At 51.4% G+C, this 24701-nt stretch carries 27 protein-coding genes; 10 read left to right on the forward strand and 17 right to left on the reverse strand.

What is annotated here, in order from left to right:
- Positions 1-2 precede the first annotated feature (2 nt).
- The 3 genes from D9597_RS03845 to D9597_RS03855 are packed head-to-tail and all read left to right on the forward strand — an operon-like array spanning position 3 to position 2123.
- Positions 3-497, forward strand: coding sequence for a PTS sugar transporter subunit IIB (locus D9597_RS03845; RefSeq protein WP_130221664.1), 495 nt, complete (start codon positions 3-5; stop codon positions 495-497).
- A 10-nt stretch (positions 498-507) separates the two neighbouring features.
- Positions 508-1305, forward strand: coding sequence for a PTS sugar transporter subunit IIC (locus D9597_RS03850; RefSeq protein WP_130221665.1), 798 nt, complete (start codon positions 508-510; stop codon positions 1303-1305).
- A complete protein-coding gene (locus D9597_RS03855) occupies positions 1305-2123 on the forward strand; it encodes a PTS system mannose/fructose/sorbose family transporter subunit IID (protein ID WP_130221666.1) in 819 nt (272 codons plus the stop codon). The genes D9597_RS03850 and D9597_RS03855 overlap by 1 nt, the downstream gene beginning before the upstream one ends.
- A 39-nt stretch (positions 2124-2162) precedes the next feature.
- Here the strand turns inward: D9597_RS03855 and D9597_RS03860 are convergent, their stop codons facing one another.
- The 10 genes from D9597_RS03860 to D9597_RS03905 all read right to left on the reverse strand — a co-directional run bounded on the left by D9597_RS03860 (position 2163) and on the right by D9597_RS03905 (position 11034).
- Positions 2163-2945 (reverse strand): glucose-6-phosphate isomerase family protein, encoded by a 783-nt coding sequence (locus D9597_RS03860; RefSeq protein WP_130221667.1) that lies wholly within the window; start codon positions 2943-2945, stop codon positions 2163-2165.
- Positions 2938-3501, reverse strand: a complete 564-nt coding sequence (locus tag D9597_RS03865) for a glucose-6-phosphate isomerase family protein (RefSeq protein WP_130221668.1) — start codon at positions 3499-3501, stop codon at positions 2938-2940. The genes D9597_RS03860 and D9597_RS03865 overlap by 8 nt, the downstream gene beginning before the upstream one ends.
- A 155-nt stretch (positions 3502-3656) precedes the next feature.
- Positions 3657-4022, reverse strand: coding sequence for a DUF805 domain-containing protein (locus D9597_RS03870; RefSeq protein ID WP_130221669.1), 366 nt, complete (start codon positions 4020-4022; stop codon positions 3657-3659).
- Between the two features lie 22 nt (positions 4023-4044).
- Positions 4045-4959 (reverse strand): ribonucleoside hydrolase RihC, encoded by a 915-nt coding sequence (gene rihC, locus D9597_RS03875; RefSeq protein WP_130221670.1) that lies wholly within the window; start codon positions 4957-4959, stop codon positions 4045-4047.
- A gap of 65 nt (positions 4960-5024) precedes the next feature.
- A complete protein-coding gene (ispH, locus tag D9597_RS03880; protein WP_001166395.1) occupies positions 5025-5975 on the reverse strand; it encodes a 4-hydroxy-3-methylbut-2-enyl diphosphate reductase in 951 nt (316 codons plus the stop codon).
- A 1-nt stretch (position 5976) separates the two neighbouring features.
- On the reverse strand, positions 5977-6426 hold the full coding sequence (gene fkpB / locus D9597_RS03885; RefSeq protein ID WP_000004655.1) for an FKBP-type peptidyl-prolyl cis-trans isomerase: 450 nt from the start codon (positions 6424-6426) through the stop codon (positions 5977-5979).
- A gap of 87 nt (positions 6427-6513) precedes the next feature.
- A complete protein-coding gene (lspA, locus tag D9597_RS03890) occupies positions 6514-7008 on the reverse strand; it encodes a signal peptidase II (RefSeq protein ID WP_000083369.1) in 495 nt (164 codons plus the stop codon).
- Positions 7008-9824, reverse strand: a complete 2817-nt coding sequence (gene ileS / locus D9597_RS03895) for an isoleucine--tRNA ligase (protein WP_001286887.1) — start codon at positions 9822-9824, stop codon at positions 7008-7010. Before ileS ends, lspA begins: the two co-directional genes overlap by 1 nt.
- Before the next feature lie 42 nt (positions 9825-9866).
- Complete coding sequence (gene ribF, locus D9597_RS03900) at positions 9867-10808, reverse strand: bifunctional riboflavin kinase/FAD synthetase (RefSeq protein WP_130204831.1); 942 nt, start codon at positions 10806-10808, stop codon at positions 9867-9869.
- A gap of 7 nt (positions 10809-10815) precedes the next feature.
- A complete protein-coding gene (locus D9597_RS03905; protein ID WP_064525381.1) occupies positions 10816-11034 on the reverse strand; it encodes a DUF2575 family protein in 219 nt (72 codons plus the stop codon).
- A gap of 102 nt (positions 11035-11136) precedes the next feature.
- Here D9597_RS03905 and rpsT point away from each other — a divergent pair, with 102 nt between their 5' ends.
- Positions 11137-11400, forward strand: coding sequence for a 30S ribosomal protein S20 (gene rpsT, locus D9597_RS03910; RefSeq protein ID WP_001274019.1), 264 nt, complete (start codon positions 11137-11139; stop codon positions 11398-11400).
- 96 nt (positions 11401-11496) lie between these two features.
- Here rpsT and nhaR read toward each other — a convergent pair whose 3' ends face one another.
- Both nhaR and nhaA read right to left on the reverse strand, forming a co-directional pair.
- A complete protein-coding gene (gene nhaR / locus D9597_RS03915) occupies positions 11497-12402 on the reverse strand; it encodes a transcriptional activator NhaR (protein ID WP_130221671.1) in 906 nt (301 codons plus the stop codon).
- 59 nt (positions 12403-12461) lie between these two features.
- On the reverse strand, positions 12462-13628 hold the full coding sequence (nhaA, locus tag D9597_RS03920) for a Na+/H+ antiporter NhaA (protein WP_000681376.1): 1167 nt from the start codon (positions 13626-13628) through the stop codon (positions 12462-12464).
- A 584-nt stretch (positions 13629-14212) separates the two neighbouring features.
- Between nhaA and mokC the strand changes: the two genes are divergently transcribed.
- Entirely contained in the window at positions 14213-14365 is a 153-nt protein-coding gene (gene mokC, locus D9597_RS03925) for a type I toxin-antitoxin system Hok family toxin (RefSeq protein ID WP_205712855.1), read from the forward strand.
- A gap of 104 nt (positions 14366-14469) precedes the next feature.
- Here the strand turns inward: mokC and dnaJ are convergent, their stop codons facing one another.
- Positions 14470-15600 (reverse strand): molecular chaperone DnaJ, encoded by a 1131-nt coding sequence (dnaJ, locus tag D9597_RS03930; protein WP_001118464.1) that lies wholly within the window; start codon positions 15598-15600, stop codon positions 14470-14472.
- Positions 15601-15688: 88 nt separating this feature from the next.
- A complete protein-coding gene (gene dnaK / locus D9597_RS03935; RefSeq protein WP_000516135.1) occupies positions 15689-17605 on the reverse strand; it encodes a molecular chaperone DnaK in 1917 nt (638 codons plus the stop codon).
- Between the two features lie 374 nt (positions 17606-17979).
- Here dnaK and D9597_RS03940 point away from each other — a divergent pair, with 374 nt between their 5' ends.
- The 3 genes from D9597_RS03940 (at position 17980) to satP (ending at position 19838) form a co-directional block, all read left to right on the forward strand.
- Entirely contained in the window at positions 17980-18384 is a 405-nt protein-coding gene (locus D9597_RS03940; protein WP_130221672.1) for a DUF2541 family protein, read from the forward strand.
- A gap of 25 nt (positions 18385-18409) precedes the next feature.
- Positions 18410-19123 carry an acidic protein MsyB gene (msyB, locus tag D9597_RS03945; RefSeq protein ID WP_130217496.1) on the forward strand — a complete coding sequence of 238 codons (714 nt, stop codon included), beginning with the start codon at positions 18410-18412 and terminating at the stop codon, positions 19121-19123.
- Positions 19124-19271: 148 nt separating this feature from the next.
- Entirely contained in the window at positions 19272-19838 is a 567-nt protein-coding gene (satP, locus tag D9597_RS03950; protein ID WP_000528538.1) for an acetate uptake transporter, read from the forward strand.
- Between the two features lie 207 nt (positions 19839-20045).
- Here the strand turns inward: satP and mog are convergent, their stop codons facing one another.
- The gene (mog, locus tag D9597_RS03955) at positions 20046-20633 is read right to left on the reverse strand and encodes a molybdopterin adenylyltransferase (protein WP_130204821.1); all 588 of its coding nucleotides are present in this window, start codon (positions 20631-20633) and stop codon (positions 20046-20048) included.
- A 114-nt stretch (positions 20634-20747) separates the two neighbouring features.
- Entirely contained in the window at positions 20748-21701 is a 954-nt protein-coding gene (gene tal / locus D9597_RS03960; RefSeq protein WP_000130187.1) for a transaldolase, read from the reverse strand.
- Between the two features lie 279 nt (positions 21702-21980).
- Between tal and D9597_RS03965 the strand changes: the two genes are divergently transcribed.
- Both D9597_RS03965 and yaaA read left to right on the forward strand, forming a co-directional pair.
- Entirely contained in the window at positions 21981-23411 is a 1431-nt protein-coding gene (locus tag D9597_RS03965) for a sodium:alanine symporter family protein (RefSeq protein ID WP_130221673.1), read from the forward strand.
- Between the two features lie 69 nt (positions 23412-23480).
- Positions 23481-24257 carry a peroxide stress protein YaaA gene (gene yaaA / locus D9597_RS03970; protein WP_130204817.1) on the forward strand — a complete coding sequence of 259 codons (777 nt, stop codon included), beginning with the start codon at positions 23481-23483 and terminating at the stop codon, positions 24255-24257.
- A 38-nt stretch (positions 24258-24295) separates the two neighbouring features.
- Here yaaA and D9597_RS03975 read toward each other — a convergent pair whose 3' ends face one another.
- A complete protein-coding gene (locus D9597_RS03975) occupies positions 24296-24610 on the reverse strand; it encodes a DUF2502 domain-containing protein (RefSeq protein ID WP_130221674.1) in 315 nt (104 codons plus the stop codon).
- Positions 24611-24701: the final 91 nt, after the last annotated feature.

Genomic DNA, 24701 nt, shown 5'->3' on the forward strand with positions numbered 1-24701 from the left:
TTATGAGCATTTCGTTTGTACGCATTGACGATCGCGTGATCCACGGACAACTGGTAACACGCTGGGCAAAAGAACTTCCCTGCGATGGCATTGTTGCCATTGATGATGCCGTTGCCGCCGATTCATTGCTTTCGTCGGTGATGAAAGGCGCAGTTCAGGATACGAAAGTCTGGTTGTTCGATACCGCCACGGCAATTGAAAAACTGCCGAAAGTGATTGCCAGTGAGAAGCGTTATTTCGTGATAGGTAAATCTCCCATCACCCTGAAACGCATTGAAGAAGCAGGGATCAGCCTGCAAAACGCCAATGGAAAAATTAACGTTGGCCCGATGAGCGCCCGCGCTGACACCACCACCATTGGCCCAAACCAGTCAGTGAATGCCGATGAAATCGCCGCTTTTGACTGGCTGACACAACACGGGCATCTGGTTGAGTTTCGTCTCGTACCGGATGCCAGTTGTTATAGCTGGCAGGATGCACGCCAGAAGCTGAAATAAGGAGCACACCATGATTTTTGAAGCTACATTGATTGGCATTCTATGTTATCTGGGCGCACTCAGTAGCCCCTGGCTTTTGGGGCTAACGGGCGGATGGTATCTGATCACACGTCCGCTCGTTTCCGGGATGCTGGTCGGGCTAATTCTTGGCGATGTGAAAACAGGGATCATGATTGGTGTCGCCGTGCAGGCCGTGTATATCGCAATGGTCACCCCCGGCGGCTCAATGCCGGCCGATCTGAACTTCGTGGCCTATCCGGCGATTGCTTTAGGCATTCTCTCTGGTCAGGGGCCAGAAGTGGCCGTCGCGCTGGCGGCAACGATTGGTATTGCCGGAACAGTATTATTCAACGCCATGATGGTATTGAACTCTTTCTGGAACCATCGCGCCGATGTGGCGTTAGAGAGCGGTGATGAACGCGGCATATACCTCAATACGGCTATCTGGCCGCAAGTCACTAATTTTATTTTGCGTTTTGTACCCACGTTTATTGCTGTCTATTTTGGCGCGCAATACATCAGCGGATTTATGGATAGCCTGCCGAAAATCGTGCTATCGACGATGAATGTGCTGGGCGGGATTTTACCCGCCGTAGGGATCGCTATCCTACTCAAGCAGATCATCAAAAATTACACCATGTTGATTTACTTCCTTGTTGGCTTTGTTTGCATCGTTTTCCTGAAACTGAACATGGTGGCGTTGGTGATTGTCGGGGCGCTGCTGGCGCTCATTCACTACAACTACAAACCGGAAGCGCCGCAACCAACGGCTGCCAGTCGGGTCATTGATGATGAGGATGAATTCTGATGGAAGCGCGTAAACTCGACCGAAAAGATCTACGCCGCTGCTGGCGAGCGTGGATGATGCATAACCTGTCATCAATGAGTTTTGAACGACTTCAGTCGTTCGGCTTTTGTCTCAGCATGCTGCCAGTGGCGAAAAAACTCTATCCTGACGCCGTACAGCGTACTGAAATGCTTCGTCGTCATGCCTCTTTTTACAATACTGAACCTCAGCTTGGGGCGATTGTTAATGGCATGGCGCTGGGTCTGGAAGAGAAAAAAGCCAATGGTGAACCAATTGACGGTGAAACCATCAATACGCTGAAAGTGGGGCTGATGGGGCCGATTGCCGGTATCGGTGATTCGATGATCCCCGGCATGTTGATTCCTATCCTGCTCAGTATTGGGATGGCGCTGGCGGCTGGCGGTAATATTCTTGGCCCGCTGTTTTATACCGTTGCCTGGCTGGCGATCATTATCCCCGGATCGTGGTTTCTGTTCCTGAAAGGCTACAAGATGGGTTCCGGCTCGGTTGAGATGCTGGTGAGCAGTAAATCAACGAAATTACGCGAAGCCTTGTCGCTGTTAGGGGTGTTTGTGATGGGGGGCGTAGCGGCAAGCTATGTCAAGTTGGGAACCGGGCTGGAATTTATCACTAAAGACGGAGTGAATATCCATGTTCAGCAAATGCTGGATGGTATTTTCCCGCAGCTGCTGCCGCTGGTTGTGGTGCTCGGAACCTGGTATTTGATGACCAAACGCGGTGTCTCGCCGGTTAAAGCAATGGTACTGTTGCTTATCCTCGCGGCAATCGGCGTGGCGAGTGGTTTATTTGCCGGTTAAGCAAAATAGAAATACCGGGGGCAGTCTGCCCCCGGCTTTTTATGGATGGAAATTCTGCCACAATTCAGCGGCTTTCTCTGGTCGCGAAATAAACTGAAAACGTGCCGGATCGCCAATAAATTGCTGATAAACCGGCGCGCCAGTAATGCCAAACTCCGGATATTCCCGCGCCGTGACCACCTGTAAGCGCCCCGGAATATAGCTTGAGTTGTGCTGCCAGATAATATTGTTGCCCTGCAACAATGGATACCACGCCAGACCTTTATGCGCCCGTACCGCCTCATACTCAAAACCGTATTCCCGATCGCACCAGGCTCCAAAGGTTAACGGTGTATTGGGATCTGCCGAAATCGTCGCGTGCCCCCAGCCTGGCGGCACTAACACCTTTTCACCAGGACCTGCTATCACGGCAAAGCAGCGACCAGGATCGTCATCAACATATTCCTGCATATAAATAATCGCTTTCCCTTGCCAGATCTCATAAAGCTCCGGTGGCGACCAACCGCTGTGCTGGCTGATGCGGTGGATATGCCCCTGACTGCGAATGGGTTCCTCACCCAGTCTGCCCGCCGAGTAGGTGACAACACCAAACAGCAACATGCGCTTATTCAGTTCTTCACGATCCTGCATCCGCGCCACATCCATCGCAATGGCATAAACGTCTTCTGGCCCATCACAGTCAGGATCACGCAGAGAAGCACGGATGTCGTTGAGATGACGAACTTCAGGCATCGGCCCGGTAACATCTTCACCATAGCTAAACCCCAGCGGCTGGTGATGAATCGCCATGTCCAGGCCGTAGCTCTGTCGGGAATCAGCCATTCTGCACCTCTTTTGCCATGATCTCGCCATTTTCCTCAACCACGCGTAGTGCAAAGCCCTGCGGTAATGCCGCATAATCATGCCCCGCCACACCCGACCATACCGCCAGTGCAGAAAGGATTTCATCTCCAGTATTAATTAAGCGATGAGCAGTAAATCCCGGAATAATATGCACTGAACCGGGAAACACCGCTTCCAGACGAGCTTCATCCGCTTCGTTTTGCAATAACAGCAGACCGCGACCACGCAAGCCAAAGTAAACTTCGCCCTGTTCCCGCCGCGCATGAAAATGGCCTTTGGTCATGAAAAACTCGTTGCCGACTTTTCCCGGATTAAGGTGCGTAACACCGGTATAGAACTCACCTTCAGCAGGAGAGCTATCAATCATTTCAACGCAATACACGACCAGGTCGGCAGGTAATGCATGCCTGGCGCGTTCGTCAGAAAAAATGTCCGGCAGATCCTGAATACAGGTTGATTTTTGGACAAGATGAGTTGAGGTAAAAGCGCCGCTTTCCCACAACAAGCGTGGTGGCTGGATAAAAGAAGGTTTCATATGTATCTCCGGCCCGAGGAGAACAACACTGAAAGCATAGCAGATTAATCGATTAACCCTATGCGATACGAAGTTGTTTCGCTGACCTCGTCACAACTTTAATGGTGCTAATACGTATCGCGTCTCCTGACACGGGCTGACCGTGTCAGGATTAATCAATACATTTTCTCTGGTTTTGATGGCAAGCAGCAAAGCACAAAAAGAATAATCCCAACATAGGGGAGTAAGACCCCGATAGCAAACCACCAGCCAGGATACCCAATGTCATGCATCCGTCTAAAGCCCAATGCCATCGCCGGAACAGCAAAAATCAACGCCAACAGACCAGAAAGAGGTAGCGCGTAAAATATGAAAACACCGTAATCACGGTCTATTGTTGTCGCCAACCACCAGCATATAAGCGGCAGCGGGCAGATAACTGCACTTCCGCTAATAAACGACCAGAACTCAAAACGGGTGGCGACACCTTTATAATCGAAAATGTGTTGCCATCCTTTCAACCACGCCTCTCCATATGTCATTGAGCACATCCCTGTTAAATCATTAGTTCGCCAGAGCCAGCACTTCCGCCACCCACTGCTGGAAGCCTTTCACATCCAGATCCAGCGCCACCTGTACGTTGGCGGGTTTGCCCAGGCAACCGTCGATATCAACAACCGTGGTGCCTGAGGTAAATTCGCCCTGAGTTTCCACCGCCACAAAACACGGCTTGAGAGTGAATAAGTCCGGGCGCACCAGCCAGGCAATGGCGCAGAGATCGTGCATACGCAGACCGCTTTGCATACTGCCGCTACGGTAGTGGCTAAACAGTGCATGAAGCATTTTTCCGGTGCGATTTAACTCCGGCAATGTAGCAAGATAATCAGGAGTTAACACCGCCTGATTGGTGACATCCAGACCGCACATGACGATTTCGATGCCGCTACGGAAGACGCACGCAGCCGCTTCTGGATCGGCAGCGATATTAAACTCGGCGTTTGGTGTGCAGTTGCCGCGACCGGCAGAACCGCCCATGATCACCAGACGGCGAATATGCGGTTTGCATTCCGGGCATTGTGAAAGTAACAGCGCAATATTGGTTAACGGGCCGATGGCTACCAGAGTAACAGGCTCAGGCGCACACAGCAGGGCATCACGAATCGCCAGAAATGCGGGTTTGTCCAGTGGGCTTCTATTGTGCTCGACAAAGTCGTAGCCAGCCATTCCCGATTCACCGTGCACAGATGCTGCATTACGCGGTGCGCGCACCAGCGGCACGGCGGCTCCCTGGGCAAGCGGAATCTCCGCATTCCAGAAATGCAGCAGTTGCAGGGCGTTGCGGGTGGTTTTCTCAACCGAGACATTACCCGCGACGGTGGTCATCAGTTGCAGGTCGAGCTCGGGGGCAAAAATCGCAGCGGCAATGGCGACGGCATCGTCAATGCCTGGGTCTGTATCGAGGAAGATAGGTAAACGCATGTTTTCTCCATAAAAAATGCCGGTAACAAGACCGGCATTTTCGCATAACTTAGGCTGCTAATGACTTAATCGACTTCACGAATATCGACACGCAGCTCTTTCGGCACTTCGAAAACAATGTTTTCTTCACGGCCTTCCAGCGGAATGGCTTCACCACCGCCCAGCTGTTGCAAACGTGCCACCACATTCTGCACCAGAATATCCGGAGCCGATGCACCCGCAGTCACGCCGACGCATTTAACCTCTTTCACCCACTCTTCCTGGATATCTTTCGCATCGTCAATCAAAAACGCGCGTTTGCCCATACGCTGGGCCAGCTCCGCCAGACGGTTGGAGTTGGAGGAGTTTTTCGAACCGACCACCAGCACAACTTCCGCCTGTTCTGCCAGAGCGCGTACCGCTTCCTGACGGTTGGTGGTGGCATAGCAGATATCATCTTTGCGCGGACCGACAATTTTTGGGAAGCGTTTACGCAGCGCGTCGATCACATCAGACGTGTCATCCACCGATAGCGTGGTCTGGGTCATAAAGGAGAGTTTCTCTTCGTTTTTGACCGTCAGTTTCCACACATCGTCTGGCGATTCGACCAGATACATTCCCCCTTCCGGGTTGCTGTACTGACCCATTGTCCCTTCCACTTCCGGGTGCCCGGCGTGACCGATGAGAATAGATTCTTCGCCACGACGGCTGGCGCGCGCGACTTCCATATGCACTTTGGTCACCAGCGGACAGGTGGCATCAAACACCGTGAGATCGCGGCTTTTCGCTTCGTTACGTACGGCCTGAGAAACACCGTGTGCGGAGAAAATCAGGATCGCGCCGTCCGGCACTTCGCTGATCTGCTCAATAAAGATAGCCCCACGCTCGCGCAAGCTATCGACCACGTAGCGGTTATGCACCACTTCGTGACGGACATATATCGGTGCGCCGTAAATGGCCAGCGCGTTTTCAACAATGCTGATAGCGCGGTCTACCCCGGCACAAAAACCACGCGGGTTGGCCAACAGGATCTGCATGTTACGCCTCCAGTGCCGGATCGATTTCCAGCACTTCAATATCAAAATGAACGGTCTGCCCGGCCAGCGGATGGTTGAAATCAACGGTAATGGAGTCGCCGTTAATTTCACGGATCACACCAGGCATCTCACTGCCATCCATTGCGGTAAAAAGCATGATTGCGCCAATTTCTGGCTCGCCTGCATCCATAAATTCACGGCGGGAGAAGTACTGAATCAGGTCCGGTGACGGCACGCCAAACGCCGCATCTGGCTCCAGCGAGAAGGTGGTTTTATCGCCCACTTTCAGCCCCAGCAGGTGTTGCTCCAGCCCTTCGGAAAGAGAAGCATCGCCCAGGCGGAATAGCGCCGGTTTACCGTTGTTGCGGGTGGACTCGGCGGTGGTGCCATCGTCGAGTTTTAGCGTGAAGTGCACCAGGACGGCGCTATTGCTCTGTACAGATTCAGACATGCAGGTTTGCTCTTATATTTTGAGGATTTTTGCCGGATGCGGCCTACGATTTCGCAGCAATCTGTAGGCCGCATCCGGCAGGGTTTATTATTGTTTTTTCGCTTTAGAAGGTAGAAAACCTTCCAGCACAATCAGTGCCGCACCGACACAAATGGCAGTATCGGCAAGGTTGAAGGTGGCGAAGTGCCAGTCACCGACGTAGAAGTCGATCATATCGACAACGAAGCCGTGCCACAGGCGGTCGAACAGGTTGCCCAGCGCGCCGCCAATAATCAGCGCGTAAGCGATATTGTTTAGCTTCTGCGTGGCCTTCGAGCGATACATCATCACTGCAAGGATCACGCTAATACCAATCGCAATACCGGCAAAGAACCAACGCTGCCAGCCGCCGCTATCGGCAAGGAAACTAAACGCCGCGCCATAGTTACGCGCATAATGCAGATTAAGCGACGGGAACAGCGGGACCGTATCCCCCAGAGCAAAGTTCTGGAGGATCAGGTATTTGCTGCCCAGATCGATAATCAGCACGACTACCACCAGCCACAGCCAGCGCAGCCCTGTTGAACAGATCGATTGACTCATCAGGCAAACTTACGTTTTTCACCGTCACCGGCGACGTTGCTGACACAGCGGCCGCAGATTTCTGCGTGTTCCGCCACCTTGCCGACATCCTGGGTGTAGTGCCAGCAGCGTGGGCACTTCTCACCTTCGGCTTTACTCAACGCGACTTTCAGCCCTTTGAGTACTTCGCTCTGCTGAGCATCAGCAGGTGCGTCGTTATAGTCTGCAACGGTAGCGCCGGAGGTCAACAGGACAAATCGTAATTCATCGCCCAGCGCGGTCAGTTTCGCCGCCAGTTCCGGTTCTGCATACAGCGTCACTGCAGCTTCCAGCGAGCCGCCCACTTTCTTGTCGGCACGCGCTTGCTCAATGACTTTGTTCACTTCGCCACGCACTTTCAACAGCTCGTCCCAGAACGCATCGTTCATCGCTTCGCTGTCTGCCAGGCCAAACAGGCCTTCGTACCACTCACCGGTGAAGACGTATTTTTCACGTTCGCCCGGCAGGTAGCCCCACACTTCATCAGCGGTGAAGGAGAGGATTGGTGCCATCCAGCGCACCAGCGCTTCCGCGATGTGATACAGCGCAGTCTGGCAGCTACGACGCGCCACGCTGTCCGCTTTGGCGGTGTACTGACGGTCTTTGATGATGTCGAGGTAGAAGGATCCCATCTCAACGGAGCAGAAGCGCATCAGACGCTGTACCACTTCGTGGAAATCGTATGCTTCGTACGCCTTGAGGATGTCTTCCTGTGCCGCTTTCGCACAACCTACGGCCCAGCGATCCAGTACCACCATCTCTTCCGGTTTCACCATATCTTTTGCCGGATCGAAACCATTGAGGTTTGCCAGCAGGAAGCGTGCGGTGTTACGGATACGACGATAGCTGTCGGCAGCACGTTTCAGGATCTCGTCAGAAACGGCCATTTCACCGGTGTAGTCAGTTGATGCCACCCACAGCCGTAGAATATCCGCACCCAGTTTGTTCATCACATCCTGCGGCGAAACGGTGTTGCCGATAGATTTAGACATCTTGCGGCCCTGACCATCCACGGTAAAGCCGTGGGTCAGTACCTGACGATACGGCGCTTTGCCCTTCATCGCGGTGGAGATCATCAGGGAAGACATGAACCAACCACGGTGTTGGTCAGAACCTTCCAGATACATGTCCGCTGCGTGACCAGCAAATTCCGGGCGCACGTCAACAACAGAAGAGTGGGTAGATCCGGAGTCAAACCATACATCCAGCGTGTCCGGCACTTTCACGTACTGATCAGCTTCATCGCCGAGGATCTCTTTCGCATCGAGATCCCACCACGCCTGGATGCCATCAACTTCAACACGTTTTGCCACTTCTTCCATCAGTTCGAGGGTACGCGGATGCAGCTCTTCCGTGTCTTTGTGCACGAACAGTGACATCGGTACGCCCCAGGTGCGCTGACGGGAGATACACCAATCAGGACGGTTAGCAACCATCGACTCGATACGTGCCTGGCCCCAGTCCGGGATCCACTGCACGCCTTTGATCTCTTTCAGTGACTGCGCACGCAGACCTTTCTGATCCATGCTGACGAACCACTGCGGCGTCGCGCGGAAGATGATCGGCGTTTTGTGACGCCAGCAGCACGGATAGCTGTGCTGCATTTTCTCAACGTGCAACAGCGCGCCTTTTTCCTGCAGCAGCGCAACGACGATGTCGTTCGCTTTGAAGACGTTCACGCCATCCAGCGTCGGGTAAGTGCCCGGCAGATAAGTGCCGTCCGGGCCAACCGGGTTAGCGGTTTCCAGACCGTATTTCTGGCCAATCACATAGTCGTCCGGACCGTGGCCAGGCGCGGTGTGAACGGCACCGGTACCAGCATCCAGGGTAACGTGATCGCCGAGGATTGCCGGAACGTCGAAGCCCATAAACGGATGGGTAAAGCGCAGCAGTTCAAGCTCCGCACCTTTTACCGTGCCGAGAATGGTGTAATCGGTCACGCCGATACGCTGCATTACGCTTTCAACCAGATCTTTCGCCAGAATAACGGCCTGACCGTCGATCTGCACCAGCGCATAGTCGAAATCCGGTGCAATAGAGATTGCGCGGTTTGCAGGCAGAGTCCACGGCGTAGTGGTCCAGATTACCAGCGAGATTGGGCCGTTAACGTTGCTGACGCCAAATTTTGCTTTCAGCGCATCCTGATCGACCGCCTGGAAAGCGACGTCGATGGACGGAGAAGTTTTGTCGTAATACTCAACTTCCGCTTCTGCCAGTGCAGAACGGCAGTCAACGCACCAGTGCACTGGCTTCGCGCCTTTGTGCAGGTGACCGTTGCCGATGATTTTGCCCAGCGCGCGGATGATGTTGGCTTCAGTTTTGAAGTCCATGGTCAGGTACGGGTGCGACCAGTCGCCCAGCACGCCCAGACGGATAAAGTCTTTGCGCTGACCGTCAACCTGGGTCGCTGCGTATTCGCGGCACTTGGCGCGGAACTCGGCAGCAGTGAATTTCTCACCCGGCTTACCGTATTCTTGCTCTACTTTCAGCTCGATCGGCAGACCGTGGCAGTCCCAGCCAGGCACATACGGCGAGTCATAACCGGAAAGTCCTTTGGACTTCACGATAATGTCTTTCAGAATCTTGTTAACCGAGTGACCAATATGAATGCTGCCATTCGCATAAGGAGGGCCATCATGCAGAATGAAGGTTTTTTTGCCTTTTTTAGCCGCACGAATGATGCCGTACAGGTCATCATCAGTCCAACGCGCCAGCATTCCCGGTTCGCGTTTGGCGAGATCGCCACGCATCGGGAACCCTGTTTCCGGCAAATTCAGGGTTGATTTATAGTCACTCATCAGATTCTCGGTTCCGTATTTCGGTTTGATTACATAACAGGCTTAAGCCGGTTTTGTTAGCCCAAAAAATTCGCGGGCGGTTAATTCATCACGCGCAATCTGCGCTTTCAGTTCGTCCAGCGACGCAAATCGCTGCTCATTGCGTATTTTTTTACGCAGCACTACTTGTATATGGCGACCGTAAAGGTCCATTGCAACATCTAACAAATGCACTTCCAGCTGCTGGCGAATACCGGCAACCGTTGGGCGTGTTCCGATGTTTGCCACGCCGGGTAACGGCTTTTCGCCGAGGCCCAGCACTTCCACCGCATAAACCCCTTTCACCGGGGAAACCTGACGGCGTAGCGGTACATTCGCCGTCGGGAAACCTATCGTGCGCCCTAATTCATCACCGTGGACCACACGCCCGGAGATGGCAAACGGGTGCCCCAGTAAACTTTCTGCCAGAGCCAGATTATCGTCTGCAAGTGCCTGACGCACAGCGGTGCTGCTGATACGCACGCCACCTTCGCAAAAAGTTTGCGTACTGGTAATGTCAAAGCCGTATTCCACGCCAGCTTTCTGTAATAACAAGAAATCGCCTTCACGACCAGCGCCAAAGCGGAAATCATCACCCACGGCGAGGAATTTTACCCGCAAATGCTTCACCAGCAGATCGCTGATGAAGTTTTGCGCAGTCAGCGCCGCAAAGCGCCTGTCGAAACGCACGCACAGCACGTAATCTACGCCACACTCTGCAAGGTAACGCAGTTTTTCCCGCAGTCGGGTCAGTCTTGCCGGGGCTTTATCGGTAGCAAACAGTTCCAGTGGTTGAGGTTCAAAAAGCATCACCATCACCGGTAAGTTTCGCCTGCGCCCTTCTTCCTGCAAGCCCTGCAACAGCGCGCGATGACCGCGATGCACGCCGTCGAAATTACCAATAGTCAGCACACACCCTTCTTGCGGGGCCTGGCTGAGATTATGTATGCCGCGTATCAGCTTCATGTCTGGCTCAAAACAGTGAAAATCGTCCGAGTATACCTTGTACAGCGGTCAAGGTTAACCGGCGATTGAGTACCGAAATCAGAAAGAAGTGGCTTTTCATTGCCATGGCGCAAATCACGGGCAGAAACTCACGGCCTGATGCAATTTTTATCGCGGAAAAGCTGTATTCACACCCCGCAAGCTGGTAGAATCCTGCGCCATCACTACGTAACGAGCGCCGGCACATTAACGGCGCTTATTTGCACAAATCCATTGACAAAAGAAGGCTAAAAGGGCATATTCCTCGGCCTTTGAATTGTCCATATAGAACACATTTGGGAGTTGGACCTTGGCTAATATCAAATCAGCTAAGAAGCGCGCCATTCAGTCTGAAAAGGCTCGTAAGCACAACGCAAGCCGTCGCTCTATGATGCGTACTTTCATCAAGAAAGTATACGCAGCTATCGAAGCTGGCGACAAAGCTGCTGCACTGAAAGCATTTAACGAAATGCAACCGATCGTGGACCGTCAGGCTGCTAAAGGTCTGATCCACAAAAACAAAGCTGCACGTCATAAGGCTAACCTGACTGCACAGATCAACAAACTGGCTTAATTGCCTGTTGTTGTCAGCTTTGTAAAAAAGCCCGCGCAAGCGGGTTTTTTTATGCCCATCTGCAGGCCAAAACTGCAGCCTGCAGAGTACAAATGGTTATTTTGAAGCTGAAGTAAACAACGCAGAGTAATCTGTGTTGCAAATACGCTGTACCGCAGGGTGTTGAATCATCCTTTCGGCGAAAATCGCGTGGTACTCTTCCATGACGTTCTCAACGCGGCCTATCTCCATAACCGAGTCATCGTTATAGAAATCATTAGCGTAAAGCGAAGGTGCAACGAAAATAGCGTTATGCGTCGCTCCAAAAGCTTTCATCAACGCCGCATCATCAAACTCCCCCAGAATTTCAACGTTTAAGCCCTGAGAGTTAAACCAGTTTAATAGCTTGCGTCCCAACATTGAGCGACGCCCCGGAATAAGTAAGCGACGCTCTTCCAGACAGGCAGGAAACGGCTTTTCTGGCAGCGGGTTAGTGCACCAGAAACTGACACCACACTCGCCAATTTTTATGGAAAACAGCCCTTCCTGCTGGGTGGAGTCTATCGGGCAGTCAGAGATGATCATATCCAGCTTATGCTGACTCAGTTGCTCCAACAGCATCTCGTGCGTCGATTCGAAACAGCGTAGATGGATCTGCTCGTCTTCCACAACTGCGGCATCCAGAACACTGCTGACCAGGCGTTTGGAAAGAGCATCTGCCACGCCAACATCAAACAACAAATTGGACTCTTTGCGATAGTTGACGATATCCAGCATTTCCTGGCTTAAGGTGAACATTTTATCGGCGTAGCGATAGACCAGCTCCCCCAGTTCGCTGGGTTCCAGACCACGTCCTTTACGCTTAAATAGTTTCCCTTGCAGGCGCTCTTCCAGCGCCCGGATCTGCCCGGTAATGGTTTGTGGTGTTAAATAAAGCGCCTCCGCTGCGCCAACCACAGAACCTTCTTTGTAGACATGCCAGAAGTAATACAAGTGGTTGTAATTGATATGAGACATGCTCATTTCTCTCCCTGATAAGAATGAAAAGGGAGCCATTTATGGCTCCCCGGTACATCGTCCTGTCAAACTGATGGACGTAAACGAATGCGTAACCAGCTATATCCAATTACTGCCGAAGAGATTGAGCCAACCAGAATGCCCAATTTCGCCCAGTTAATCAGTTCTGGATCTACGCTACCAAAAGCCAGGCTGGCGATAAAGATAGACATAGTAAAACCGATACCGCACAAGATCCCAACCGCCATAATTTGCTGATAAGTGGTTCCCTCTGGCAAATGAGCCAGTTTCAAACGCAGCGCCAACCAGCAGAACAAACTAATACCCAACGGCTTGCCAATCAGCAAACCGGCGATGATACCTAATGGCAGGATGGAGGTCAGGCCATCCAACGTCACGCCTTGCAGAGAAACGCCGGCATTGGCAAAAGCAAACAGCGGCAAAATCAGATAAGCCACCCATGGATGTAATACATGCTCCAGGCGCTTCGCCGGAGAACGGCCATGCTTCTCTTTCAATGGAATAAAGAAACCGACAATGACACCTGCCAGCGTTGCGTGAACACCTGATTTCAACACCGCGGTCCACAACACCACGCCGACCAGAATATAAACTCCCGTGCGGCGAACACCACAAATGTTGAGCACCGCGAGCACCGCAATTGCTACAGCTGCAACGCCAAGAGAAGCCATCGACAAGTCATTAGTGTAAAACAAGGCGATGATTATGATGGCTCCAAGATCGTCGATAATAGCCAGCGCCATCAGAAAGATCTTCAGTGCTAACGGTACACGACTTCCCAATAACGCCAGCACACCAAGGGCAAAGGCAATGTCAGTCGCAGCCGGGATTGCCCACCCTTCACGTGTGATAGGATCGGCGTAGTTAAAGGCCAAATAGAGCAATGCCGGGACAATCATCCCGCCGATTGCGGCAATAACCGGAAACGCAGCCTGGCGCAAGCTGGCCAGCGATCCTTGCATCAGCTCGCGTTTAACTTCCAGACCAACTAACAGGAAAAATATCGCCATTAGCGCGTCATTTATCCATAACAGCATGTTTTTATTGATTTCAAGAGAACCTACCCGGAGCTGAACCGGCGTCTCAAGAAAGTCGTGATACCATCCACTGGTTGCGCCGCTGTTGGCCATAATCATCGCCAGAACAGCGGCAATGATGAGAATAATGCCTCCCGAGGCATCACTGCTAAAGAATCGATGCAGATGTTTCACTTTTTATTTCTCTTTCAGGTGAATAGATCGTTTTAACTATTTTACCCCGCACAAATCATCGTTAAAATCAGATTATAGTGTAGGAATAATTCGCTTTTTACGATCTATAAAGAAGATTAAATCACCAGCAGAGGAAGTGTTTTTGGCGCTCGAAAGCGGTGGCTGATGACCTTAAGCCCTGATAATCATAGCTTAAGGTCAAGATTTCTGAGAGATTAATTCGGAAAAGTAATAATTAATTTGTTGTCAGTCGGCGTTGTTTGTTAGGACAATATTTCAAAAATAATCCAGCTTGTCGTCAATAATTGCGATAAAGAGATAAATTAAAGTTAAATAATTAAATCCTTAAAAAATTACGCCATAAAAATGCGAGGCGTCTTCAGGATTATAATCGATAAAACAGAGTGGGTTAAAGAGAGCGGTATAATAGCGGCGGGTGCTTGAGGCTATCTGTCTCAGGCATTAGCTGGATGGCACATAGAGAAAAGCCCCGAGTGATATTTTACCATCAACCCGAGGCCCCCTATATGCAGAACACATGTAGAGTGCCTCTTACTGACCGTAAGGTCAAGGAGAAGAGAGCAATGAAGCAGCATAAGGCGATGATTGTCGCCCTGATCGTCATCTGTATCACCGCCGTAGTGGCGGCGCTGCTAACGAGAAAAGACCTCTGTGAGGTTCACATCCGAACTGGCCAGACGGAGGTTGCTGTTTTCACGGCTTACGAATCCGAGTAAGAGCAACGGCGGGGAGTGATCCCCGCCACTTTACAGGTGCTCGCATATCTTCAACGCACCCTAGTTTTTACCCTGGCCTGCCCACGGGCAGGCTTTTGGGGAGGTTAGCGAGTCAGGTCGTCGAAAAACTTCTTCACGCCATCAAAGAAGCTCTTTGAGCGCGGGCTGTTGTGCTCGCCGGTTGGGCCACCGAAGCTTTCTTGCAGCTCTTGCAGCAGCTGTTTCTGCTTCTCGTTCAGGCCTACCGGTGTTTCGACAACAACGCGGCACAGCAAGTCACCTTGCGCACCGCCGCGGACAGACTTGACGCCTTTACCGCGCATACGGAACAACTTACCGGTCTGGGTTTCGCCAGGCACTTTCAGTTTGACGCGACCATCAAGGGTCGGCACTTCGATTTCGCCACCCAGCGCAGCCATAGCGAAGTTGATCGGGACTTCGCAATACAGGTTGTTGCCTTCACGCTCGAAAATCGGGTGCTGTTTAACCTGTACCTGAACGTACAGATCGCCTGCCGGTGCGCCGTGTTCGCCCGCTTCACCTTCGCCCGCAAGACGGATGCGGTCCCCGGTGTCCACCCCTGCCGGGATTTTAACGGACAGCGTTTTGCTGCGCTCAACACGACCATGACCATGACATTTGTTGCACGGATCTTTGATCAGCGTACCGCGGCCCTGACAGTGTGGACAGGTCTGCTGCACGGCAAAGAAGCCCTGGCGCATCTGCACCTGACCAGAACCATGACAGGTCGGACAGGTCTGCGGCTGCGTGCCTGGTTTTGCACCGCTACCGTGGCAAACGTCACACTCTTCCAGAGTCGGAATGCGGATCTCTTTGGTCACGCCACGTACAGCTTCTTCGAGGGTGAGCTCCATGTTATAGCGTAAATCAGCACCGCGCGCCGCACGTTGACGACCACGCCCACCGCCAAAAATATCGCCGAAAACGTCACCAAAAATATCGCTGAAGTCTGCGCCGCCGCCAAAACCGCCGCCGCCCATGCCGCCTTGCTCAAACGCAGCATGACCATACTGATCGTATGCCGCACGTTTTTGCGAGTCGGTCAGAACTTCATAAGCTTCCTTGATCTCTTTAAATTTCGCCTCGGCCTCTTTGTCACCCTGGTTACGGTCCGGGTGGTATTTCATGGCCAGGCGTTTGTAGGCCTTTTTGATTTCACGCTCTTCCGCTGTTTTGGAAACGCCTAAAATCTCGTAATAATCTTGCTTAGCCATCTTTTTTTAATTGCCCCTAGATGAATGCACGGGCGGAGAGGAAATTCCCCTTCGCCCGTGTCAGTATAATTACCCGTTTATAGGGCGATTATTTTTTGTCTTTGACTTCTTCAAACTCGGCGTCGACAACATCGTCATCTTTCGCGTTGTTTGCAGAAGCATCAGCACCGGCAGTCTGCTGCTGGGCATGTTGCTGCTGGGCGATTTCCATCAGTTTCTGGGAAACCTGTGCCAGTTCCTGCATTTTCGCTTCGATAGCGGCTTTGTCTTCACCTTTCAGAGCAGTTTCCAGTGCAGTCAGCGCAGACTCGATAGCAGTTTTGTCGTCAGCCGGCAGTTTGTCGCCTGCTTCTTCAACCTGCTTACGGGTGCTGTGCAGCAGATGGTCGCCCTGGTTGCGAGTCTGTACCAGCTCTTCAAACTTACGGTCAGCTTCGGCGTTCGCTTCTGCGTCGCGTACCATTTTCTGGATTTCATCTTCGTTCAGACCAGAAGAAGCCTTGATGGTGATCTTCTGCTCTTTACCGCTGTTTTTATCTTTCGCGGAAACGTGCAGGATACCGTCAGCATCGATATCGAAGGTAACTTCGATCTGCGGCATACCGCGCGGTGCCGGGTTGATACCATCCAGGTTGAACTGACCCAGAGATTTGTTATCAGCCGCACGTTTACGTTCACCCTGCAGCACGTGGATGGTTACCGCAGACTGGTTGTCTTCAGCGGTAGAGAACACCTGGCTGTGCTTGGTCGGGATAGTGGTGTTTTTCGCGATCAGCGTCGTCATCACACCGCCCATGGTTTCGATACCCAGAGACAGCGGGGTAACGTCCAGCAGCAGTACGTCTTTTACGTCACCAGTCAGAACACCACCCTGAACAGCAGCACCGATAGCTACAGCTTCGTCCGGGTTAACGTCTTTACGCGGCTCTTTACCAAAGAACTCAGCAACTTTCTTCTGAACCATTGGCATACGAGTCTGACCACCAACGAGGATAACGTCGTCGATATCAGATACGGACAGGCCAGCGTCCTGCAGTGCAACTTTCAGCGGCTCGATGGAACGGTTTACCAGGTCTTCAACCAGGCTTTCCAGTTTCGCACGAGTCACTTTGATGTTCATGTGTTTCGGACCGGTCGCATCTGCAGTGATGTACGGCAGGTTAACATCGGTCTGCTGAGCGGAAGACAGCTCGATTTTCGCTTTTTCTGCCGCTTCTTTCAGGCGCTGCATTGCCAGCGGATCGTTGCGCAAGTCAATGCCCTGATCTTTCTTGAATTCTTCAACCAGGTAGTTGATCAGGCGGCTGTCAAAGTCTTCACCACCCAGGTGGGTATCACCGTTGGTAGCCAGAACTTCGAAGGTTTTTTCGCCGTCAACTTCGTCGATTTCGATAATGGAAATATCGAAAGTACCACCACCCAGGTCATAAACCGCGATAGTACGGTTACCAGTACCTTTGTCCAGACCGTAAGCCAGCGCAGCTGCGGTCGGTTCGTTGATGATACGTTTTACTTCCAGACCAGCGATACGGCCTGCGTCTTTGGTTGCCTGACGCTGAGCATCGTTAAAGTATGCCGGTACGGTGATAACAGCTTCAGTTACCGGTTCGCCCAGGTAATCTTCCGCGGTTTTCTTCATTTTTTTCAGCACTTCAGCAGAGATCTGCGGCGGTGCCATTTTCTGGCCTTTAACTTCGACCCATGCGTCGCCGTTATCAGCAGCAATAATTTTGAACGGCATGATGGAAACATCACGCTGTACTTCTTCGTCCTGGAAGCGGCGGCCAATCAGGCGTTTAATCGCAAACAGGGTGTTTTGCGGGTTCGTCACTGCCTGACGTTTAGCCGGCTGACCAACCAGAGTTTCACCATCCTGGGTATAGGCAATGATAGAAGGCGTGGTGCGATCGCCTTCGGCGTTCTCCAGCACACGAGGAGTTGTGCCATCCATAATCGCTACACAAGAGTTGGTAGTACCCAGGTCGATACCAATAATTTTACCCATCTAAACGTCTCCACTATATATTCGGTCATCATGTGGTATGAGTCTGTAATAGGGGCGAAACGTCTGGTTTCAACTGCCCAATTTCATTTTTTTGCAGACTCACTCACTGCGGTTGACTACTAAATGGGGTCGTAACCCACGTCATCAAGGGGGAGATGCAAAAATTTTTTGTGCTTTTGCGCAGAAATTTCGTGATATGCCAAAAGAAGACATGAAACAGACGGCAATTTCATTCATATAAAGAATGAATTCAACACAAGGCATTCACCAAAAAATTGTAATAAAAAGAAAAGATTACATACCTGAATCTTCTTTTCGTCAGCAGTAAACTAGTGGCTATTCATCCCCTACTGCTCCCCGCTAAGAGAATCTTTATGAAATCCGTTTTTACGATTTCTGCCAGCCTGGTACTTGGCCTTATGTTGTGCTGCACGGCGCAAGCTAACGACCATAAAATCCTCGGCGTCATTGCGATGCCGCGTAACGAAACCAACGATCTGGCGCTGAAACTCCCCGTTTGCCGCATCGTAAAACGTATCCAACTCACCGCCGACCACGGCGATTTACAGTTGAGCGGCGCGTCGGTTTATTTCAAAGCCGCCCGTAGCGCCAGTCAAAGCCTGAATGTTCCCGCCGAAATTAAAGAAGGGCAAACCACCAACTGGATCAACATTAACAGCGATAACGACAACAAACGTTGCGTGTCAAAAATCACCTTTTCCGGTCATACCGTGAACTCGTCCGATATGGCCACGCTGAAAATTATCGGCGACGATTAACGCTTGAACAGAGAAGCCACAATAAATGAATGTTAATTACCTGAATGATTCAGATCTGGATTTTCTCCAACATTGTAGTGAGGAGCAACTGACCAATTTCGCCCGTTTGCTCACCCATAACGAAAAAGGCAAAACTCGACTCTCCAGCGTTCTGATGCGTAATGAACTGTTCAAATCGATGGAAGGGCATCCCGAGCAACATCGCCGCAACTGGCAGCTAATTGCCGGAGAATTACAGCATTTTGGCGGCGATAGTATCGCTAACAAACTTCGCGGACACGGCAAACTGTACCGGGCCATTTTGCTCGACGTCTCAAAACGGCTGAAGCTAAAAGCCGACAAAGAGATGTCTACGTTTGAAATTGAGCAACAATTACTGGAGCAATTTCTGCGTAATACCTGGAAGAAAATGGACGAGGAACATAAGCAGGAATTTCTCAAGGCGGTCGATGCCAGAGTCAACGAGCTGGAAGAGCTATTACCGCTGCTGATGAAAGACAAATTATTGGCAAAAGGGGTGTCGCATCTGCTTTCCAGCCAACTTACCCGCATTTTACGCACCCACGCAGCAATGAGCGTTCTCGGGCATGGTTTGCTGCGCGGCGCGGGGCTAGGAGGCCCGGTGGGCGCGGCATTAAACGGAGTTAAAGCTGTCAGCGGTAGCGCCTATCGCGTTACTATTCCGGCGGTCCTGCAAATTGCCTGCCTGCGTCGAATTGTCAGCGCCACTCAGGCCTAATCCCTCACATCGGGGAAAATTTTCATTTTCCCCTCAAAAGATCATGGACACTACTCCATTGGCTGATTATTATGCCGCGCCCTGAAATCACTACAGTTATTCAGGGAAATTATTTCACCATTCATTCAATGATGATTTTTGAGGAATTATGGGCAACACTAAGTTGGCTAATCCGGCACCGCTGGGCCTGATGGGCTTCGGCATGACCACCATTCTACTTAACCTGCACAACGTGGGTTATTTCGCTCTGGACGGTATTATTCTTGCCATGGGCATCTTCTACGGCGGCATCGCGCAAATTTTCGCTGGTCTGCTGGAGTATAAAAAAGGCAACACTTTCGGGTTAACTGCCTTCACCTCTTACGGTTCTTTCTGGCTGACGCTGGTTGCGATTCTGCTGATGCCGAAACTGGGTCTAACCGATGCGCCAAATGCGCAGTTCCTTGGTGTCTACCTGGGTCTGTGGGGCGTGTTTACGCTGTTTATGTTCTTCGGCACGCTGAAAGGCGCACGCGTTCTGCAATTCGTTTTCTTTAGCCTGACCGTGCTGTTTGCCCTGCTGGCGATCGGTAACATTGCCGGTAACGCCGCGATCATCCACTTTGCCGGCTGGATTGGTCTGATCTGCGGTGCCAGCGCAATCTATCTGGCGATGGGTGAAGTGCTGAACGAGCAGTTTGGTCGCACCGTTCTGCCGATTGGTGAATCCCACTAATTGCTTGATATCCCCCGCTCGGGGGATATCAGATTGTTGACAACGTGCGCTTTATTCATGCCGGAAGCGGCGTGAACGCCTTATCAGGCCTACAAAATCGTGCAAATTCAATATATTGCAGGAAGAACGTAGGCCTGATAAGCGTAGCGCATCAGGCTGTTTTGCGTTTGTCATCAGTCTGATCCCCCCGCCTGGGGGGATTTTTTTTTATTCGCTAACTTCGCGTCTTGCGCTCTTCGGTCTGAATGCTGCAACCACTTCCGGTGCCGTTTCAACATATGGCCCTTCCAGCAACTGAATGCAGTACGGTACGCTGGCAAAAATACCGTGCACCACGACCTTACCCTCGGCATCCTTCACGCCTTCCAGCGTCTCTTTAATAGACTTCGGCTGACCGGGTAAGTTAAGGATCAGTGCCTGCTTACGAATCACACCCACCTGACGCGAAAGGATCGCAGTTGGCACAAAATGCAGGCTGATCTGGCGCATCTGTTCACCAAAGCCAGGCATCTCGCGGTCCGCTACTGCCAGCGTCGCATCGGGCGTTACGTCACGGCGCGCCGGGCCAGTACCGCCGGTTGTCAGCACCAGATGGCAACTCATTTCATCCACCAGCTCACACAACGTTTGCTCAATGATCGCCTGCTCATCGGGGATTAAGCGAGTTTCCAGTTCAAACGGCGTGGTTAGCGCCGATGTCAGCCATTCTTCCAGCGCAGGGATGCCTTTATCCTGATAAACGCCGCTGGACGCGCGATCAGAGATGGAAACTAAGCCAATACGTAAAGTATTCATCAAGATTTTTCCGTTTAAACAGTCTCGTTAAACAGAATGATACACTGCGAAGGGAGTGACAGACAGGCTTCAGAAGAGGTAGCGTGACCGACTTCCCGGTCACGCTAAGAATGATTACAGCAGGTCGCCGATCATTTTTTCCAGTTTTTCCTGGTCAACAGCAAACTTACGGATACCTTCCGCCAGTTTATCTACTGCCATTGGATCCTGGTTGTGCTGCCACAGGAACTCGGACTCAGTGATACGCGCCGGACGCGCTTTCACTTCACCGGTGTAAGACAGTTTACGTTCGATAGCCCCTTCGCTCTCCGCCAGCTCTTTCAGCAGTGCCGGTGCGATGGTCAGACGGTCGCAGCCTGCCAGTTCCAGAATTTCGCCGATGTTACGGAAGCTTGCGCCCATAACCACGGTTTCATAACCGTGTTCTTTGTAATACTGGTAGATTTCAGATACAGAAACGACACCCGGATCTTCTGCCGGAGCGTACTCTTTCTTATCGGTATTGGCTTTGTACCAGTCAAGAATACGGCCAACAAACGGAGAAATCAGGAACACGCCCGCTTCCGCACAAGCACGTGCCTGAGCGAAGGAGAACAGCAGAGTCAGGTTACAGTTGATACCTTCTTTTTCCAGCTGTTCTGCAGCACGGATACCCTGCCAGGTAGAAGCCAGTTTGATCAGAATACGATCGTTGCTAATACCTGCATCGTTGTAGAGCTTAATCAGGCGTTTTGCTTTCGCAATTGACGCTTCGGTGTCATAGGAAAGACGCGCATCAACTTCAGTTGAGATACGGCCCGGAACCAGTTTCAGGATTTCCAGACCAATATTTACTGCCAGTTTGTCGGTCGCGTCCACGATCTGCTGCGCGCGATCGTTGCTCTGCTGTTTCGCCCAGGCGACAGCATCATCAATCAACTTACGGTATTCCGGAATTTGCGCTGCGTTAAGAATGAGAGAAGGGTTGGTTGTGGCATCCTGCGGTTGATACAGCTTCATTGCCGCGATGTCCCCAGTGTCGGCCACTACGGTGGTGTACTGACGAAGGGAGGTCAATTTGTCCGTCATGATAGTATTTCTCTTTAAACAGCTTGTTAGGGGGATGTAACCGGTCTGCCCTGATGATATCACGACGTAACGACAGCGCAACCGCAGACAAAAGGGTTATCACCGGGCAAGACTGTTTCAGATTTCTGACACGGCGTTGATATCACCAGCCATTTTTAAACAAAACCTCATGTATGCTAAACACACGTTATCAACCAATGCACATCGTATATAATTCTTAATCAATTGGTAACGTTTACACAGGAATGTAACCGCGCGCCGGCGACAAGAGGGATACGAATGCCTGATTTTTTCTCTTTTATTAACAACGTACTATGGGGATCAGTGATGATCTACCTGCTCTTCGGCGCAGGCTGTTGGTTCACTTTTCGTTCTGGGTTCGTTCAATTTCGCTATATTCGTCAGTTTGGCAAAAGTCTTAAAAATAGCATTCATCCACAACGAGGCGGTTTAACCTCTTTTCAATCATTGTGTACCAGCCTCGCCGCGCGCGTCGGCAGCGGTAACCTGGCAGGTGTTGCGCTGGCCATCACCGCCGGTGGACCGGGTGCCGTTTTCTGGATGTGGGTTGCCGCATTTATTGGCATGGCGACCTCTTTTGCCGAATGTTCCCTTGCCCAGCTTTATAAAGAACGTGACGTCAACGGGCAGTTTCGCGGCGGACCGGCATGGTATATGGCGCGTGGTTTAGGGATGCGCTGGATGGGCGTTCTGTTCGCCGTCTTTTTGCTCATCGCCTACGGACTGATTTTCAGCGGTGTTCAGGCGAATGCTGTCGCTCGCGCGATGAGTTTTGCATTTGATTGCCCTCCGTTAGTAACGGGTGTCATTCTCGCCATTTTTACCTTGTTGGCGATAACTCGCGGCATTCATGGCGTCGCCCGGTTGATGCAATGGTTTGTCCCTATTATGGCGTTAATCTGGGTACTCGCCAGCCTGGTCATTTGCGCAATGAATATCGGGCAACTTCCACACGTTATTTGGTCTATTTTTGAAAGCGCCTTTGGCTGGCAGGAAGCGGCAGGCGGCGCGGCGGGTTATACCCTGAGTCAGGCGATTACTAACGGCTTTCAGCGCAGTATGTTTTCCAATGAGGCGGGGATGGGATCAACACCGAACGCAGCGGCGGCGGCGGCATCATGGCCACCGCATCCGGCAGCGCAAGGTATTGTCCAGATGATCGGTATCTTTATCGACACGATAGTGATTTGTACGGCAAGCGCCATGCTGATATTGCTGGCCGGTAACGGCACCACCTATATGCCACTGGAAGGTATCCAACTCATTCAGAAAGCGATGCGTGTATTAATGGGTTCCTGGGGGGCAGAATTTGTCACGATAGTGGTGATTCTATTTGCCTTCAGCTCGATTGTCGCCAACTACATTTATGCCGAAAATAATCTCTTCTTTTTACGGCTGAACAACCGGAAAGCTATCTGGAGTCTGCGTATCTGTATCTTTGTCACAGTCATTGGTGGCACCCTACTGAGCCTTCCTCTGATGTGGCAACTGGCCGATATTATTATGGCCTGCATGGCAATCACCAATTTGACTGCGATTTTGCTGCTTTCCCCTGTGGTGCATATCATTGCCAGCGATTATCTGCGCCAGCGTAAACTCGGCGTACGTCCGGTGTTTGATCCGCTGCGCTACCCGGATATCAGTCAGCAACTGTCCCCTGACGCGTGGGATGATTTGTCGCAGGAGTAATCACAACTATCGATCAACTCATCCACTTTTTTTGCTACAGTCGCAGTAAATTTCCTGCAAGGACTGGATATGTTGATTCTGATTTCACCTGCTAAAACACTTGATTATCAAAGCCCTTTGGCCACCACACGCTACACGCTGCCGGAGCTGTTAGACAACTCCCAACAGCTTATCCATGAAGCGCGAAAACTAACGGCACCGCAGATTGGCAAGCTGATGAAAATCAGTGACAAACTGGCCGATCTCAACGCTACCCGCTTTCATGACTGGCAGCCTGACTTTACGCCAGAGAATGCCCGGCAGGCCATTCTGGCATTTAAAGGCGATGTCTATACCGGCTTGCAAGCCGAAACCTTTAGTGAAGAAGATTTCGCTTTTGCCCAGCAGCATTTACGTATGCTTTCCGGTTTGTACGGCGTATTACGCCCGCTCGATTTAATGCAACCATACCGTCTGGAGATGGGGATCCGTCTTGAGAATGCGCGGGGTAAAGATCTGTATCAGTTCTGGGGGGATGTGATCACCAACAAGCTGAACGAAGCGCTCGAAGCTCAAGGCGATCAGGTGGTGATTAACCTGGCGTCAGATGAGTATTTTAAATCAGTGAAACCGAAGAAATTAAATGCCGAGATAATCAAGCCGGTTTTCCTCGATGAGAAGAACGGCAAGTTTAAGGTCATCAGCTTCCATGCTAAAAAAGCGCGTGGCCTGATGAGTCGGTTTATCATTAAAAACCGCCTGACCAAACCAGAGCAACTGACAGGTTTTAACAGTGAGGGTTACTTCTTCGATGAAGCCTCTTCCAGCAATGGCGAACTGGTATTTAAACGCTACGAACTGCGTTAAGTTTGCGGTAAATGCCGGAGGTCATCCGGCATTTATATTTATCGGTGATGTCTGCCTGGCCCCGGATGATGATCATCCCGGTGATCATGACGATGATCGTCACGATGATCGCGATGATTATTATAGTGCGGCTGCAGTCCGTATGGATGCCAGCGATTGCCTCGCCATTCATAATTTCTGTGCCACCAGTCGTGGTCACGCCAGTAACCGCCATCCCAGTAGAAACCGCGATAATCACGATCGCCAATCTGTAACTTTACTGATGGCACCAGCATTATTTCCTCAGCCTGCGCTGCCATAGGAGCAACCAGAATCAGGGAAAATGCGAGTAAGAGAGATTGCATCTTTTTCACAGGTGACTCCTTATTATCATTGCCAGTTATGGGCCGATATAAGGAGCTTACGGTAAAAGAATCCTCGTTGTCATTATCCAATCTAAGTTAC

It is taken from the genome of Escherichia sp. E13S3 (assembly GCF_004212325.1).
Classification (GTDB): Bacteria; Pseudomonadota; Gammaproteobacteria; order Enterobacterales; family Enterobacteriaceae; genus Escherichia.